General features: G+C 67.7%; 16 protein-coding genes. 5 read left to right on the top strand and 11 right to left on the bottom strand.

All coding sequences use genetic code 11. The features are described from left to right. Positions 1-47: 47 nt before the first annotated feature. Together ACTIDRAF_RS0205640 and ACTIDRAF_RS0205650 are read right to left on the bottom strand one after the other, a co-directional pair. Positions 48-308, bottom strand: a complete 261-nt coding sequence (locus ACTIDRAF_RS0205640; RefSeq protein ID WP_016697745.1) for a hypothetical protein — start codon at positions 306-308, stop codon at positions 48-50. A gap of 192 nt (positions 309-500) precedes the next feature. Beyond that, the gene (locus ACTIDRAF_RS0205650) at positions 501-698 is read right to left on the bottom strand and encodes a hypothetical protein (protein ID WP_016697747.1); all 198 of its coding nucleotides are present in this window, start codon (positions 696-698) and stop codon (positions 501-503) included. A gap of 1,065 nt (positions 699-1,763) precedes the next feature. Here ACTIDRAF_RS0205650 and ACTIDRAF_RS0205660 point away from each other — a divergent pair. From ACTIDRAF_RS0205660 to ACTIDRAF_RS32515, 3 genes are all read left to right on the top strand, one after another. Continuing rightward, positions 1,764-2,633, top strand: a complete 870-nt coding sequence (locus ACTIDRAF_RS0205660) for a helix-turn-helix domain-containing protein (protein ID WP_157162872.1) — start codon at positions 1,764-1,766, stop codon at positions 2,631-2,633. Continuing rightward, positions 2,624-2,815, top strand: a complete 192-nt coding sequence (locus ACTIDRAF_RS0205665) for a DUF397 domain-containing protein (protein ID WP_016697750.1) — start codon at positions 2,624-2,626, stop codon at positions 2,813-2,815. Before ACTIDRAF_RS0205660 ends, ACTIDRAF_RS0205665 begins: the two co-directional genes overlap by 10 nt. 249 nt (positions 2,816-3,064) lie before the next feature. Next, positions 3,065-3,259, top strand: coding sequence for a DUF397 domain-containing protein (locus ACTIDRAF_RS32515; RefSeq protein ID WP_083886111.1), 195 nt, complete (start codon positions 3,065-3,067; stop codon positions 3,257-3,259). On the opposite strand, the gene ACTIDRAF_RS35520 is transcribed toward ACTIDRAF_RS32515, so the two are convergent. Together ACTIDRAF_RS35520 and ACTIDRAF_RS0205670 are read right to left on the bottom strand one after the other, a co-directional pair. Further along, on the bottom strand, positions 3,249-3,797 hold the full coding sequence (locus ACTIDRAF_RS35520; RefSeq protein ID WP_425359117.1) for a hypothetical protein: 549 nt from the start codon (positions 3,795-3,797) through the stop codon (positions 3,249-3,251). The genes ACTIDRAF_RS32515 and ACTIDRAF_RS35520 overlap by 11 nt on opposite strands. Before the next feature lie 67 nt (positions 3,798-3,864). Then, entirely contained in the window at positions 3,865-5,073 is a 1,209-nt protein-coding gene (locus ACTIDRAF_RS0205670; protein ID WP_039785994.1) for a helix-turn-helix domain-containing protein, read from the bottom strand. Positions 5,074-5,414: 341 nt separating this feature from the next. Here ACTIDRAF_RS0205670 and ACTIDRAF_RS33605 point away from each other — a divergent pair, with 341 nt between their 5' ends. Further along, a complete protein-coding gene (locus ACTIDRAF_RS33605; RefSeq protein WP_157162873.1) occupies positions 5,415-6,467 on the top strand; it encodes a hypothetical protein in 1,053 nt (350 codons plus the stop codon). Between the two features lie 12 nt (positions 6,468-6,479). Here ACTIDRAF_RS33605 and ACTIDRAF_RS0205685 read toward each other — a convergent pair whose 3' ends face one another. From ACTIDRAF_RS0205685 to ACTIDRAF_RS0205705, 6 genes are all read right to left on the bottom strand, one after another. Then, complete coding sequence (locus ACTIDRAF_RS0205685) at positions 6,480-7,412, bottom strand: protein-L-isoaspartate O-methyltransferase family protein (protein WP_083886112.1); 933 nt, start codon at positions 7,410-7,412, stop codon at positions 6,480-6,482. A gap of 180 nt (positions 7,413-7,592) precedes the next feature. After that, complete coding sequence (locus ACTIDRAF_RS35525) at positions 7,593-8,018, bottom strand: lasso peptide biosynthesis B2 protein (RefSeq protein ID WP_083886113.1); 426 nt, start codon at positions 8,016-8,018, stop codon at positions 7,593-7,595. Then, positions 8,015-8,302, bottom strand: coding sequence for a PqqD family peptide modification chaperone (locus ACTIDRAF_RS27430; RefSeq protein WP_016697755.1), 288 nt, complete (start codon positions 8,300-8,302; stop codon positions 8,015-8,017). The genes ACTIDRAF_RS35525 and ACTIDRAF_RS27430 overlap by 4 nt, the downstream gene beginning before the upstream one ends. After that, the gene (locus tag ACTIDRAF_RS32530) at positions 8,283-10,109 is read right to left on the bottom strand and encodes an albusnodin/ikarugamycin family macrolactam cyclase (protein WP_083886114.1); all 1,827 of its coding nucleotides are present in this window, start codon (positions 10,107-10,109) and stop codon (positions 8,283-8,285) included. The genes ACTIDRAF_RS27430 and ACTIDRAF_RS32530 overlap by 20 nt, the downstream gene beginning before the upstream one ends. 69 nt (positions 10,110-10,178) lie before the next feature. After that, positions 10,179-10,313 carry a hypothetical protein gene (locus ACTIDRAF_RS35240; protein WP_016697757.1) on the bottom strand — a complete coding sequence of 45 codons (135 nt, stop codon included), beginning with the start codon at positions 10,311-10,313 and terminating at the stop codon, positions 10,179-10,181. A gap of 258 nt (positions 10,314-10,571) precedes the next feature. After that, on the bottom strand, positions 10,572-12,815 hold the full coding sequence (locus ACTIDRAF_RS0205705) for an ATP-binding cassette domain-containing protein (protein WP_016697758.1): 2,244 nt from the start codon (positions 12,813-12,815) through the stop codon (positions 10,572-10,574). Between the two features lie 62 nt (positions 12,816-12,877). Between ACTIDRAF_RS0205705 and ACTIDRAF_RS0205710 the strand changes: the two genes are divergently transcribed. Beyond that, positions 12,878-13,837: a helix-turn-helix transcriptional regulator gene (locus ACTIDRAF_RS0205710; protein WP_016697759.1), complete on the top strand. Its 960-nt coding sequence runs from the start codon at positions 12,878-12,880 to the stop codon at positions 13,835-13,837. Positions 13,838-14,087: 250 nt separating this feature from the next. On the opposite strand, the gene ACTIDRAF_RS0205715 is transcribed toward ACTIDRAF_RS0205710, so the two are convergent. Next, positions 14,088-14,962 (bottom strand): hypothetical protein (locus ACTIDRAF_RS0205715; RefSeq protein WP_016697760.1); only part of this gene is annotated, 875 nt, incomplete at its 5' end.

The raw sequence follows: 14,962 nt of genomic DNA on the forward strand, positions 1-14,962 counted from the left end.
GGGGCGCGTGGCTGGTCCGGCCGAGCCGACAGCCGGCACCGCCGGGGTCAGCGGGGGCGGAGTGGCCCCGGGGGCCGCCAGCGACGACCGGTCAGCAGCCGGGGCGCGGACGAGGAACCCGGAGGTGGCAAGGCTCCCAGCTCGGCGGCGACCACCCCCACCGAACCCGACAGGCACCACACCACCCAGTCGCCGTCCCGCACCCGAACTCCCTCGACCTCACCGTGACCCCGGATCACGCACCAGTCCACGAAGCCACCGCCAGGCCAGGCGAAGGAGCCGACCAGGGCGCCCGTGCCCCGCGTCAATTACACCCACCGCCACCCGCGCCGGGTCAACGCGTAGACCGCCGCCAACTCGGGTACCGCGTCCAGGGCCTTCCTCGCCGCCGCGTCCATCACTCCAGGCCTCCATCACGTAGGGGCGGACCCGCCGGGCGCGACCGGTGAGCGGGGGAAGCACGACGGTGACCGCCTCCCCCGGGTCGGCCACGGTCCCGGTCACGGCACGAGTCCGTACAGCAGGGCTTTCAGGGAGCCGGTCAGCGCCTGGACCACGGTGTCCGCCGCCTGGTACCAGGGCTGCGGGGCACTCCCGAAGGCAGCCAGGTGCAGGGCGACCGCGCCGACGACGAGGACCAGGGCTAAGAGGGCGATCAGGAACGAGACGATGGTGTGGATGAGGGCGTGCACGATCACGGAGAATCCTCGGGGAGCAGGAGAGCCCGCGCCGGACGCGCGGGATGAGGGAGAAGCGGAGCTGGCCGCGACGCCGACCAGGAACCGCAGGGACGCGCTCGGCCCGTCAACGAGGTACGTGCGGAGCGGCGAGGACTGGCCGTCGAGGACGACCAGCGAGAGCTAGCGGGCCGACGAACGCCCGGTAGCTCGGGAGGGGTGACGGGTGCTGGCCGGGCGGGTTCGACCGACCGTGGCCAAGGCCTGCCGAGTGGTCCGGCGGACACGCCGCACCCGTGACGCCATCCGGAGCGGCTGCCCGAACCACCGGTCGAGCCATTCGACCGTCCACAGCCCGACCAGCGCGACCAGGGCGCCGAGCGCCATCTCAAGAACCATGCCGCACCCCTTCCGCTGAGTGCTGCTGGCGAGGTGCGGGCAACACGCCGCGCAGCACCGTCGTCCACCCCGGGCGGAGCTGCTCAGCCGGGGCGAGCGGGAGGCCACGGGCGCCGTGCGGATTCGGACCGGGTGGAAGTCCCGGGGCGGTGTGGCGGTGGTGCCACCCGGAGCCAGGACGCCCGCTCACGACGGAACCCGAATCGTGGCGGCAGCGGCGGACGCAGCGTGCCGCACCCGCACCACCCGTGCGGCGAGCGAGGTCGAGGGCGAGGCAGCTGTGACGCCCGGGCGCCTGATCACCCCCTGACCGTTCGTCGGCGCAGGCGACGGGCGTGGCGACACCGGACATCGCAGGAGACCCGGGGAGCGCAGCGGGCTTTCCGCGTTCCGCCCCCGTATCGGGAGGCGAGTCGATCACGCCCAGTAGCATGGCCGGGGAGACGGGATCGTGGTGCATGCTTCGGTTCCTCTCGTCAGGAGGGGTCGGGCGGCCGTGGAAAGTTGGCCCGACCCCTCCTCCTCTTTGCGGACAGGACACTGTGGCGCATGCCACCTTGCCCACATGGACACTGCGGCGCAAGAGTACTGACGCGCAATTTGCACGAGATGACCCATAAGGAGTAAGGGGTCGGAGGAAGTGCCAGCCTGTCGTACGCTCGGTCGGGCGTACGGGGAGGAGATCGGGTGTCCGAGTACCGCGCAGGAGTCCGAATGCGACGGGTCTGCCGGGAGCTGCGCAAGTGGCGTGAGTCGGCGGGGCTCAAAGCCACGGAGGCTGCGAAACAGCTGAAGTGGTCGCCATCGAAGATCTCCCGCATCGAGCACGCGGTCCAGGCACCCACCAGCGTCGAGACCCTTGCCTTGGCCCTGACCTACGGCGTGCCCGAACGCGACCGCGACCGCCTGTTCGCCGCCGTCACCACCGCACAGGAAGGCGGCTGGTGGTCGCAGTACAGCGACGTCCTGTGGGACGCCGCCCAGGACCTCATCGAACTGGAGGACGAAGCGTCCTCGGTGCGGATCTTCAAGGCACAACTCGTGCCCGGGCTGTTCCAGACCGGCGACTACTTCGCCGCACTCAGCGAGAACTGGCTACCCAAACCGAAGGCGGAGGTCTCCCGCCAGCGATCCTTCATCCGGGAGACACGTCAGCAGAGGCTGACGTCGACGAATCCCCTCCACGTCCACGCCGTGCTGTGGGAACCCCTGCTGCACGGTGCGGTCGGAGGGCCGGAGGTCATGCGGGGACAGCTTCGGCGACTGCTCGAGCTGGCTGAGCTGCCGCACGTTCGCATCCAGGTGCTCCCGACCGGAGCAGGCGCCCATCCCGCGTTGGGAAGTGAGTTCGTCGTACTTGGCTTTCGAGAGGAGCATCTCGACGACGTCGTCTACTTCGAGACCCTCAACCGGGGCGACTACGCGGAGGAGTCAGCAGCGGTTCAACGCCACGTGGACGCGTTCCACATCATCCAAGAAGCGGCTATGGATTGCTCCGAGACCAGGAAACTGATATCACGCCTACTCCAGCAGAAGAAGGGAAACACATGCGGGTAGATTTCCACCGCTGGCGCACCAGCACATACTCCAATGGCGGCGGAGGTGAATGCGTCGAAGTCGGCTCCGCCCCCAACCTCGTCGGCATCCGCGACAGCAAGAACCGCGACGGAGACGTTCTCATCGTGGACACCACCTCCTTCACCCGCTTCATCACTGCGGTCAAGAACGAGCGTTACTGACAACTGGCCCTAGTTGTTCTGCCCTCAACTACACCGGACAGAACAACTAGGCCACCTGCATTCGCCTCCAGCACCTCATCTCCCTGACCGATGAAACTCAAGGCGCCGTATGGGCAGCACGGCAGCCGTGAACGATGGCTTGACAAGGACTACACCACCAGCTGGAGCACCACCTTCGAGCACGGCACGCAACGAGGGAACCGAAATCTCCATCCCGATCCGAACGATTGACGAACTGGAGGATTCACGGTGATAACTGGATGGTACAAGTCGAGTCACAGCGGTGGCGGATCGGCCAACTGTGTCGAAGTCGGGACTGGTAGCAACGTCGTTGCCATCCGCGACACGAAGAATCGAGAAGCTGGCATGCTCATCCTGAACACCCGTACCTTTGCCAACTTCGTGGCAACCGTGAAACAAGGAAGCCTCGACCTCAAACTCTGATCAAAGTGCGCTCGGCTGAGAAGACCGCCCAGCTCGCGCGGCCCGGGCGGCACTTCGATCGCAGGATGATGACGACCTTTCCCCGCCGGGGCAGGTCATCCTGCGGTAGCGGGAACCGGCAACAGTATATCGATACCTTCGCACTCCAGGCCTCGTCGGCATCCGCGACAGCAAGAATCGTACTGGCGGCGTTCTCATCGTTGACAACGCCGCCTTCACTCGCTTCATCACCGCGATCAAGAACAAGCGCTACTGACCGTCCTGGCACCGCGCCGGGTGACCTGCTCCAGGTCACCCGGCGCCGGACTCCTCCCCGACCCTGGCGCGACCGTGCCCACCACGAGAGCACCCACCACCTCACGCGGCGGCAGGTCGAACCGAGCAGGCCGGGGTAGCCCTCCTCCCCTGGCCACCCCCGTGCCGGCCGGCCCGGCCCCAGGTCGATCAGCCAGTCGGCGTGCCGGATCACGTCGAGGTTGTGCTCGATCACCACGACGCCGTGCCCGTGCTCCACCAGGTCGTCGAGGAGACCGAGCAACGTGTCGATGTCGGCGAGGTGCAGCCCCGGTCGTCGAATGGAGCGGACGGGAAGGAAATCGATTCGGTCAACCGACCGAGACGCCAGCCCAAGTCGCGAGGCGTGCCACGGGATCGGAGCCCCGACGTGATGTCGCGAGCACCCGCAAAGTCTCGTGCACCATCGGGTGATGCCGTGTTTGTTGCGGCGAGACCTCCCGTGCACGGTGCAGACACGCGACCGCATGCTCACGATCGCCATCCAAAAGCGCCGCGCGCCCCAGATCGATCCAGTACCGACCAACCCGCTCCGCAGGGGCGTGTCTGGGGACGCGAACCTTCTGCGCACGGACACGGGCAGAGGTGGCGTCCCCGGCCTCAACTGCCAACGACACCGACCAGATCGCGACGTTCGTAGGCCCGAAGGCCAGGCGGTAATCGTCGCGATCCTCCCCGAGGAGCTGAGCAGCTTCTTGAGCTTCCCTCCAATGTTCGTCCGCTGCGGTCAAGTCGCCGGACCTCGCCAAAGCCAGTGCCGACTTGAGGTGCAGGTTCCCCCACACGGACGTCGCGGCGGGGCTACGGCGGTACTCGTCACCGTCGACAAGGTGGGCGCGGCTCCTATCCAACAACGACAGCGCCGCAGCCCACTCGCTGATCACGATCAGCTCACCGGCTCGTTGGTAGTGACCAACGAGTACGGCGAGCTCGTCACCTGACCGTGCAGCTGCCCACTCGTAACGGTCGACCGCGAGTGATGACAGATCCGCGTACCCAAGTTTGTACAACATTTGGCCTGCGGCGTAGTACGCCTCGGCCATCAGCCCATAAACGCGCTCCCGCACCGAAGCATCGCTGGTTCGCTCCGCTGCCCTCCGCAGTTCAGTAAGCAGCCCCGGAACCAGCGCCCCGACCTGGTCCAGTCGTGCGGCGTGTCGGTGGGCACTCACTGTGGCGACTTCGGCCGCCAGCTCGTCGACGCTTCGGGGAACGACATCGTCCTCGGGCGCCGCGTCGTAACGAACCAGGGCCCGGCGAAGGTCCGCGACACTTGCTCGAGTCTCACGATCCGTCGGGTGCCGGGTCTCCCGAGGCTGACCGAGCAGTTCGACCGGCGGCACGCGAAGTTCACGTGCCGACAGCGCGACAAACTGCTCCGAAGCTGGCATCTGCCCGCGCTCGACCTTGCTGATGGTGGACGTGGAGAATCCGGTACGGCGTGCGAGGGCGGCCTGTGTCATGCCGCGCAACTTGCGCTGCTGGGCCACCCGTTGACCAACTCCCTGGCGATCGGACATGGCGCCTCCCCGTCGTGACCAACAACGCTGCCCGTTGATCACAGACTAGTGCCACGATGGTGAATCGTGATAAGACTGCCAATTCTCTGCCAGTTCAACGCTTGCGCAGGACAACCTCCGAGCGACGCTTCGTTGTTGGGAGCGGGACCCTCTGAGCTGACTCGGTGGTCACCACGAAGTGCATTGGCGAAGCTTGGTCAACACCAGACCTCGCAATGACTCATCCGTTCCTACTACTCGGCAGGGCGACTTCGACGTCCGAGTGCACTGAGATGGCCCGAGCTTGATCACTCCTACATCATTGCCAGTTCAGAAAGGCCTGCGAGATCTAGCTTCTGTTCATGTTGACCTACAGCGACCAGGCCCGTAATCCCGCGCTGGTAGCAGCTGAAGAGATGTGGCCGGAAGCCAGGATCGACGTCGGAAGTTTCCTTCCGGGCTGGACCCACCGTTGCGTCGAACTCGGCGTGCACCGCTCCGACACCTCAACGAGGCTGATCGCGAAGTACGGTGGACCGCTCGAAGGTGACGCTGTTGGCGAGGAAAGACGACTCTGCCTGCTACGCCACGTGAAGAGGGTCCATCGCCTAGGGCTGATCGTGCCACGTGCTCAAGCGGCATCGAAAACCGTGCTGCTGATGCCACGAATCCGTGGGTACAGGTGGGACACTGCGCTCGCCCGAGGCCTTGCCGTCACACGAGCAGTCCTGGCCACTGCGACTAAGCTCGCCGGTTTGGGGCCAACCGTTCTGAGCGGTCTTCCGAACACGGAGGACTCACCAATACGCTCTGTCCAGCTCCGACTCGCGCGGATGGCCCTCCTCGTCAGTAGAACAGATTCCGATGGTTTCGCCACGGCACGCGCTCTCATCGCCTACCTCGCCGAACGCGTGCTCTCCATGCTGCCGGTCCCCCGCGATCGACATCCGATCTGGGGGAATTTGGATCCCGACCACGTACTGTTCACACCAGCGGGAATGGTGTGGATCGCGCCGAAGCCTCGTGTAGGTGAACTGGCTGAGGACAGCGCCCGCACACTTTCGAGACTCTCGCTCCTGCACCAGCGGGAGCCTCGTGAAGGAGTCCGTCGCCTCATCCAAACTGAGATAGATGTCGTCATCGCCCACACCATGCGGTTCTATCCTGCGGGCGAGTACGAGGAGGTTGCTCGCAGGCTGCTGTCGTGGTGGCTGGCGGACACCCTCGCCCAGATTGATTCGGCACTGCCGCCCTCCCCCGAGCTGAGCACCAGTACTCCTCCGCGCCGGTTGGCTGAGTGGCTGCGGCGGAACTCGGGTGATGTGCTGAGCATGTGGAGGCAGGTGCTGGACTCCCCGCACCAGCATGCAGGTGACATCCTGGTGGATCTTGTTGCTCGAATCGCGAGCCGTTGACCCCCTGCCTCCCTAGCGGGAGAGCCGCAACCTCCATCCATCCTGCTGGGGGGACAGCGTGCCCTCGTACTCCTCGACGGCCGGCCGTCCAGCCCGGTCCCATTCCTGGAACCAGTCCCGCACCACCCGCAAGGACGGTGATGCCCGACGATCAGCCAGGATCATTCCGTCGTAGCGAAGGACGGCAATGGATTCCGCAGTGCTGTGGCCCACCGCGATCCCACCCGAGGGCCAGCCGACAGCGGTCAGGTGGTGGTCGTCGGTGGCAGCCGCCCAGGTCCTCCAACTTCCCCAGTCGATGTCTTCCCCGGCTGTCACGCGGATCGAGGACTCGGCCAAGAGCCTGTCCAGTGCCGTGCGCGCACCGTCCCGCAGCTCGTTGTCCTCATCCCGCCACCCGACTGATATCCACGCGGCCGAGGGGAGGCGGTACTCCCAGTCGACGAGACGGGTGGGCGTGTCCGGATCGCAGGGACTGGACACGGTCTCCATGTAGCCGCCGTGCAGGACACGCCGGACTCGCGGTGTCCGATCCTCGTCGACCAGAATCTCAGCGACCACCGTGATCTGGGGGACCTGCGCCACCGGAAGCGGTGTGACGATGACGCCGCCGGTCTTCAACTGGTCGACCCACGACTTCGGCAGGTGCGGTGGCGTGCACCATGCGACGAGGCGATCGTAGGGGGCCTCGGCCGCGAATCCTTGACGCCCGTCCCCCGCCACGCACCTGACGTTCCGCACTCCACGCTCGCGATGGGCACACCGTGCCCACTGCACGAGGTAAGGGTCGATGTCCACGCTGACCACTCGGCCGTCCTCACCGACCAGGGACGACAACAGCGCCCCGGAGTACCCGGAGCCGGTGCCGATCTCGCACACGCGCTGGGCCGGGTGAACGTCCAGGAGCGTGAGTTCGCGGTGGATCACCAGTGGGTTCGACCGCATCGGAGTGTGGCCGCGTCCATCGTGGTGGGAGTAGTGGGTTTCCGGTATTGCTTCCGCGATAGAAGCGACGCTAGGGGCGATAGTCACCACGTTATCCTCCTCGTTGCCTTCAGTAATCTACTGTGCACCACGGGTAGTGCTCAGATCTCAGCGGGTCCTCCGTGCCGCGATACTTAGCCTTCAGATGACGAGGACGCAGTGGTAGTGCCATCCGCCTACCGTGTACTCCCCCGCAGGTCCGTGACCTGGCTGGTGCACCCAGGCGTGGTACGAGGTTGGCGGTGGGCTGAATCGAACCCCGAGTGCCCACTGGAGGTCCAGCCCGAGGATCCGGGCAGCCAGGACCGTGGCAAGGGAGGTTTCCAGGCACGCGAAGCGCCCCGGCCAGCGGCGAGCCGTCCATCTCACGGCAGCCACCAGGCGAGCGGCCTGCCTGGCGCTGATCCTTCGGCATTCTCGTCGCCTCGTCCATCGACAGAGACTGGTGGCGACACGCAACGGAAGACGCAGAGCGACCAGCGCAGTGGCGATTCCCACCAACACCGCGATCTGGGCCCTCCACGAGGGTGCCGCCCTGCCTGGGTGGTAAGCCTCCATCGTGGTCATCGTGACCACCACCGGCGTCGCCGGACGCTTGTGCGGTGTTGGTGGAGGAGGCCGCGCACGGCGTCCACCACCTGCTCCAGGTCACTCCGCGCGACGAGCGGATCCACTCCGTACCGGTCGGCGTAGACCCGAGAAGCCTGTTCCATGCTGTCGCTGTGCAGCAGCGCCCTCAGCGCCATGGAGGCGCTAGGACTCAGATACGTCCAGCGGCCCGTGCGCTCGTCGAGTAGTGCTCCTCCCTCCCCGGTCAGGGCGTGGTGGACGTCAGCCCGCAGGCGCAGCATGAGGCATCCTTTCCCACCAGGACTGTGCGGTATCGAGCTGGCGAAGCCAGACCTCGGCAGCGGTAACGAGGTGCAAGGCACCGGCTGCCAGCGGCAGACCGGTTACCGCGCGTCCCAGGGTGTCCGTCACGTGCCCCGGAGTGAGAAGCCCGAGATCAGCCAAGCATGAGGAGGAGCCGAGCAGCCGCCGAAGCCCTTCAGCGTGGGAGACCAGGCCGCCGTAGGACACCCCGTCAAACCCGCCCTTGGTGTGGCGGTTAAGGACGAAGTCGGGCACGATCTCGGCTCCCGAGAACGCATTGGTCAGCAGACGCTTGTACTGATCGGGTGAGCCGCGCTGCTCAGCTGGAACTGTGAGACAGGCACGAATGACGCCGTTGTCAAGAAACGGCGCTGCCAGCTCGACACCGTGATCGTGCAGGGCTAGCTCCCGCCAGCCAGCGATGTCACCTGCAATATCTACCAGGTGCTGTCGATCGCTCCAGTCCGCGAGTGAGGGTGGTGAGTCGGTCAGCCCTTCTGCGGCTTCGTCGAAAGCATCAGCCAGGTCAGCTCGCGCCCGTCGGCCCATCCAGTCCGCTGTCGCGAGTAGCGGAGTCCACGAGACAGGTCTGGCGGCCTGGGGCTCCCAAGGGCGGGGTGGGGACCTCAAATCCCGGGCGCACGCGTGCCACGCGCGCCGGAGGTCGCCGTGGGCTGCCGGCCAGTGCTGGCGTAGGACCCGCCAGGGAGAACGGCTACGAAGGCGCGCGTGACCCAGCATGTGTCGAAGCGCCAAGCCATAGCGGCGGGTCCGCACGAGGTCCGCCAGGTATGCCGAGCCAGTCGCCAGCACTCCATCCCCGGCGGAGCCAGTGAAGTGAACGCCTCCGGGCACGGCGACGGCACCAAGAACAGCTCGTTTGATCGAAGCGGTGACCACATAGGCGTGCGGAGCATCCGTCAGTGGCAGCGATTCGAGGTCGATGCAGCAGGCGTGGTAATAGACTGCCGAAGGACCGCCCTCGACCAGAGTATGGCGTACTGACCCCACCGCACGGGCTGTGCGGGTGGCGTAGTATTCGTCGTCATCACGTAGCCGGCGGTTCGCGAACGTGACAGCGTGTACTGGGTTCCGTCGGGCCGCGAGACAGACCAATGTCGTCGAGTCAAGCCCAGCGAGGTCAGCACTTACTGGACGTCCGTCCAGGCGCGCGTCCACCGCGTCCTCCAGTGACACCCGGACCTTCGAGGCAGCGTCCTGAACCGAGTGCACGGGGTACTTGCTCGGCTCGTAGCGGATCGTGCTCGCCCGGTCTGGATTAACGAGCAGCAAATGCCCTGACGGCACTCGGTGAACACCTTCGAAGAGCGATCGGCTGCCCAGAACTTCTGGTTGCGCGCAGGCAAGCCTGGCGGCCAGGCTGACTCGATCCACCGGCAGTGACTTCATCGACGCGAGCGCGATCGCTGACGTCGACCACCATAGACCGGACTCGGCCGAGCACCAGTAAACCGGGTGCTGGGTGGACAGGTCTCCGATCACCGCCAAAGTGGCCCCGGTGCGCGCTACCACGAGATAGGAACCGGGCCACTTCGTCAGCGAAGGCCAGTCTTGATTCGTCACGGCTGCCAGCCCGCTGTCGAGGTGTTCGTCATCGGCTCCGCAGTCACCGATGACGGCCAGACTGACATTCCGTCCTGTCGCTGTCCGTACCTGACCAGCAGGCCAGCCGCATTGCCACATGGCGAGGTCCGCGAGGAGCCGACCCTGCCGAGGCCGCCAGCAAGCCAGTTGGCGGCCGTACCATCCTGTGCTCCAGCGCATATCTGCTCACTCCTCATCACAGCAGGGGCGGGAGGGGCGCCGCGCACGCGACGCCCCTGAAGTCCCTGGTCAGGAGTGCTTGTACTGGGTGTCGTCCACCGAGTCGAACTTCATGATCCCGAGCGTGACCTCACGCGCGGCACCCGCGTCGAGCACTGCGGGCGGGGTGTAGTCCGACATTTCGTCCTTCGTGGTGTCTTCCATCAGTGTCAACCTCCGACTGTCTTCGGATTCGATGTCGGGGGTGGGTTCACCTCCGACTATCACCGAAAGTAAGCGGAAGTCAGCAGCCCGCCTAGGGCCGTTCGCTTCTGCACACAGCTCCTTTACTGAAGCTGAGCTTCGGGATGGCGTCGATCCCACACCCACCCGAGAACCCGTATCTCGGGAGCGACACAGCACCGCAGGCCTGTCCCCCGCGCGGCACCGGCCGTCCACGGCGAACGCTCGCGCACTCCGCCCTCAGGACGGGAACGCCTCCCGCAGGGCTCGTCCCGTCGGGGTGTCGCCGACTCCGGTCACCGGCCCCTCGTAGAGCACCCGGCCCCCGTGCCGGCCCGGCCCTGGCCCCAGGTCGATCAACCAGTCGGCGTGGCGGATCACGTCCAGGTTGTGCTCGATCACCACGACGCCGTGCCCGTGCTCCACCAGGTCGTCGAGGAGACCGAGCAACGTGTCGATGTCGGCGAGGTGCAGCCCGGTCGTCGGCTCGTCGAGCACGTAGAGGGTGGGCGTGCTGGCCTCCCGCAGTTCCTTGGCCACCTTCACCCGTTGGCACTCCCCGCCCGACAGCGTCGAGAGCGGCTGCCCGAGCCGCAGGTACCCCAGGCCCACCCGGTCGAGGTTGCTCAGGGCCTTCGTCACCGCCCGGTCCGGCAACCGTCGGATCGCCTCCTCGATCGTCAGGTCCTCCACGTCGGCGATGGACAGCCCGTCCACGGTGTACCGCAGCACCTCGGGGGTGAACCCGCGCCCCTGGCAGGTCTCGCACACGGTTTCCTGGCCGTCCATGAAGGCCAGGTCGGTGTAGATGACGCCGGCCCCGCCGCAGTCCGGGCAGCCGCCTTCCGAGTTGGCGCTGAACAGGCTCGCGGCGACGTCGTTGCGCCGGGCGAACAACTTCCGGATCGGCGCGGCCACCCCCGTGTAGGTGATGGGGGTGGACCGGCGGCTGGTGCTGACGGGCCGCTGGTCGATGACGATCGCGTCGTGCTGGTCGACGAGTTCCCGGGCGAGGCTGGACTTGCCGGACCCGGCGACCCCGGTGAGCACGGTCATCACCCCGGTGGGGATCTCGACGGTCACCTGCCGCAGGTTGTTGCGGCGGGCGTCGGCGACGACGACGTGCCCGGTCGGGGTGCGCGGCTCCTCCCGCGGTCGACGCGTGCGGGAGAGTTCGACCGAGGTGGCGGTTCCGGCCGCGCCCAGTTCGGCGAACGGCCCCTGGAAGACCAGGGCCCCACCGTGTTCGCCGGCCCTGGGACCGATCTCGACGACCTGGTCGGCGGCGGCCATCACCGCCGGGTCGTGCTCGACGACGAGGACGCTGTTGCCCTTGTCGCGCAGTTGCCGGAGCAGGGTGATCATGGCCGACACGTCGTGCGGGTGGAGGCCGACGGTGGGCTCGTCGAAGACGTACAGCATCTCCATCAGGCTGCTGCCGAGGTGCTTCACCGTCTTGATGCGCTGCGACTCCCCGCCGGAGAGCGTCGGCGTGGGCCGGCCGAGGTGCAGGTAGCCGAGGCCGATGGTGACCAGGGCGTCCAACCGGTCCTTCAGGGCGGCGACCGCTGGCCGCACGCTCGGCTCGGTCACTCCGGTGACGAGGTCGGCGAGGTCGCTGACCTCCATCCGGGCCATCTCGCCGATGGTGCGGCCGAGGACGGTCGCGGAGCGGCTCTCCTCGTTGAGCCGGTCGCCGTGGCAGTCGGGGCACGGGTCGGACCGGGTGAACCTGGCCAAGGTCTCCCGTTTGCGCTCCGACAGGTCCTCCGAGGTGTTCAGGTAGATGCGCTCGAACCGTTCGACCACCCCTTCGAAGCCCTTCGGTGGGCGCGGGTCGAGCCGTTCGGCGTGCTCCCCGCCGTAGAGGAGGGCCTGCCGTTGGTCCTCGCTCCAGTCGCGGAGTGGTGTGGTGGCGTCGAACGAGCCGATGTCTGCGTACAGGTTGTGCCAGTAGCCCCCCTGCACGAACCCGGGAAGTCGGACCGCGCCGTCCTCGAGTGACTTGTCCATGTCGACCATGCGGTCCACGGCGGTCACCACCACCTCCCCCAGCCCGGAACAGGTGGGGCACATGCCCGTGGGGTCGTTGAAGGAGAAGCGGTTGGACTCCCCGACGTGGGGGGTGCTGACGCGGGAGAAGATCAGCCGCAGGTAGGACCAGGCGTCGGTGTAGGTGCCGACGGTGGAACGGGAGTTCCCGCCGACCCGCCGTTGCCCGATGACCACGGCCGGGGACAGGCCGCTGATCTCGGTGACCTCCGGGCGGGTCCACTTCGACAACCGGTTCCTGACGAACGGGGGGAACGTCTCGTTCAACTGGTGGCCCGCCTCGGCCGCGATGGTGTCGAACACCAGGGACGACTTTCCCGAGCCGGACAGCCCGACGAACACGACGAGCTGCCCCCGGGGCACGTCGACGTCGAGGGACTTCAGGTTGTTCGTCCGAGCGCCCCGGACCCGAATGTTGCGCTGCTGCGACATGCGGGAGACCGTACGAGCAGATGTGGCCGGATTCTGGCCGCTTCCCGGGCGAGACTGTGGACATGGCCGACGTGACCGAGCGTTCCCTGGCCCTGCTGGCCGCCCTCCAGACCGGCAGGGCGTTCACCAGCGGGGAACTCGCCCGGCACCTCGATGTCAGCCCCCGCACCCTCCGCCGCGACATCGACCGCCTCCGCGGCTACGGCTACCCGGTCGAGGCCCAACCCGGGCCCGGCGGCTACTACCGGCTGGCCACCGGCAACTCGATGCCTCCGCTCCTGCTGGACGACGACGAGGCCGCCGCGACCCTCCTCGCCCTCGCCGCCCTCGCCGCCACCGGCAGCGCCGAACACGGCAGCCTCGACGCGGCCGCCACCCGCGCCTACGGCAAGGTCGACCAGTACCTGCCGGCCCGGCTCCGTCCCCGGGTGGCTGCCCTGCGGGCCAGCCTGGACACCGACCAGACGGTGGCGCCGAGCACCAGCACGGAAACGCTGCGGACCCTCGGCACGGCCATCCAACGCTCCCACCTCGTGGCCTTCGACTACGCCAACGCGCGCGGGACCACCAGCAGCCGCCGGGTCGAACCCCACCGGCAGGTGCACCTGCTCCACCGCTGGTACCTGCTGGCCTGGGACCTGGGCCCCGACGCCTGGCGCGTCTTCCGGGTCGACCGCATCTCCGATGCCAGGGACGCGGGCCGGAGCTTCCGCCCCCGCCCCCTTCCCGCAGGGGGAGGCGTGGAACACGTGCGCCAGGCCGTGACCCGCGACCGGCAGCGGGTGGTGGTCACGGTCGAAGCGCCGGTCGCGACGGTCGCGGACGCCCTGCGCCACCAGTACACCGACCTCACCCCGCTCGACGCCCACCGCACCCGGATCGTGCTCATGCTCGAGTCGTGGCAGTGGCTCGTCCTTCACCTCGCGCTCGTCGACGCGGACTTCACCATCGAGGAACCAGCCTCGATGCGCGAGCAGTGCCGGCGCTTCGGCACCCGGCTGGCCGGCGGCGGGCGGGGATGACGACCGGGAGTCCTCGTGCGCGCGGACCGGGGGTGACCCGGCTCGTTCCCGCTTCGGGCACGGCACACCGCGCGCCAGGACAGCGGCGGCGCCGATCGGGGTGCCGGCCGCGTTCCAGGGGACGACGGGTATGGCCTGGTGAGGTGGACGCACTCCCGTCGACACCGTCCCGCTCCCGGGCTGGGCCACTCCTTCCACGCCCCAGGCCCGTTCAACCCCGCGTCGGTGGGTCCGGAGGGCCTGGTGCCGCTCAGGCGGTCGAGCCGAGCTCGGTCTCCCCGTCGTCGCCGAACCTCAACTGTTCGGCGGGCACCGGGGGCCCGTGCGGGTGCTCCAGGTCGCGGATGAAGCCGGTGTCGTCGTCGAAGGTGACGGTGGGGTGGAACCTGTCCCGCACCTCAGCGGGGATGCCGTTGTCGACGATGATCAACTGGAAGTCGCGGTACCGCCGTCCGCTCGTCGTGCCGCTGAGCGTCCTCGCGCGGTCCTGGAGGTAGTCGGCCATCCACCCGTACATGCGGGCCGCGAGCGCCTGGTCGTGCGAGTTTCCGCCGAGGTTCTTCTGCGGGGAGTCCAGGATCAGCAGGTGCGGGAGGTGGAAGTCGGTGGGCTGCTCCAACGCGTACAACAGCAGCGCCAGGCTGTAGGCCACGGACACCGCGGTGCGTGATCCACCACCGCGCTGCCCGAAGTCCTGGTCGTCCACCAACGGTGTCCACGTTTCCGGGTCCAGGCGGGCACGACCGGTGGCCCACGGCAGGTCGAACGCGTGCACGATCTGGCGGAACAGGGAGTTGAGCCGTTCCAACGCGTCCCCGGGGCGCACCAGCTGCGCCGACAGCCGGAGGTGGCGTTCCCTCATCTCCTGAAGTGCCCGCGCGTCCCGCTCGGTGTCACGTTCCAGCCGTCTCAGCTGGTCGTGCGGCGCCCGCAGCCTCGTCAACGCGCTGATCTGGGCGCGGATCGCTGCCAGTTCGCCGGTGGCCGCCGCGATGGCGTCCACGTGCGGCGACGTCGATGCGGCGAGGTGCTGGTCGACCCGCTGGCGGGCGGTGTCGAGGTCCGCCCTGGCCCGCCGCGCCACCTCGCCGCTGTCGCGGAGGTCCTGGTTCGCCGTGGCCAGCG

This window comes from Actinoalloteichus spitiensis RMV-1378, from assembly GCF_000239155.1.
GTDB lineage: Bacteria > Actinomycetota > Actinomycetes > Mycobacteriales > Pseudonocardiaceae > Actinoalloteichus_B > Actinoalloteichus_B spitiensis.

Bases quoted from the DNA above. Each gene is read 5' to 3' on its own strand.
- ACTIDRAF_RS35525 (WP_083886113.1), bottom strand. From the start codon at position 8,018: ATGACCACGATGGAGGCTTACCACCCAGGCAGGGCGGCACCCTCGTGG.
- ACTIDRAF_RS35240 (WP_016697757.1), bottom strand. From the start codon at position 10,313: ATGGAAGACACCACGAAGGACGAAATGTCGGACTACACCCCGCCCGCA.
- ACTIDRAF_RS27430 (WP_016697755.1), bottom strand. From the start codon at position 8,302: ATGCTGCGCCTGCGGGCTGACGTCCACCACGCCCTGACCGGGGAGGGA.
- ACTIDRAF_RS0205670 (WP_039785994.1), bottom strand. From the start codon at position 5,073: ATGTCCGATCGCCAGGGAGTTGGTCAACGGGTGGCCCAGCAGCGCAAG.
- ACTIDRAF_RS0205710 (WP_016697759.1), top strand. From the start codon at position 12,878: ATGGCCGACGTGACCGAGCGTTCCCTGGCCCTGCTGGCCGCCCTCCAG.
- ACTIDRAF_RS33605 (WP_157162873.1), top strand. From the start codon at position 5,415: ATGTTGACCTACAGCGACCAGGCCCGTAATCCCGCGCTGGTAGCAGCT.
- ACTIDRAF_RS0205705 (WP_016697758.1), bottom strand. From the start codon at position 12,815: ATGTCGCAGCAGCGCAACATTCGGGTCCGGGGCGCTCGGACGAACAAC.
- ACTIDRAF_RS0205685 (WP_083886112.1), bottom strand. From the start codon at position 7,412: ATGCGGTCGAACCCACTGGTGATCCACCGCGAACTCACGCTCCTGGAC.
- ACTIDRAF_RS0205665 (WP_016697750.1), top strand. From the start codon at position 2,624: ATGCGGGTAGATTTCCACCGCTGGCGCACCAGCACATACTCCAATGGC.
- ACTIDRAF_RS32530 (WP_083886114.1), bottom strand. From the start codon at position 10,109: ATGCGCTGGAGCACAGGATGGTACGGCCGCCAACTGGCTTGCTGGCGG.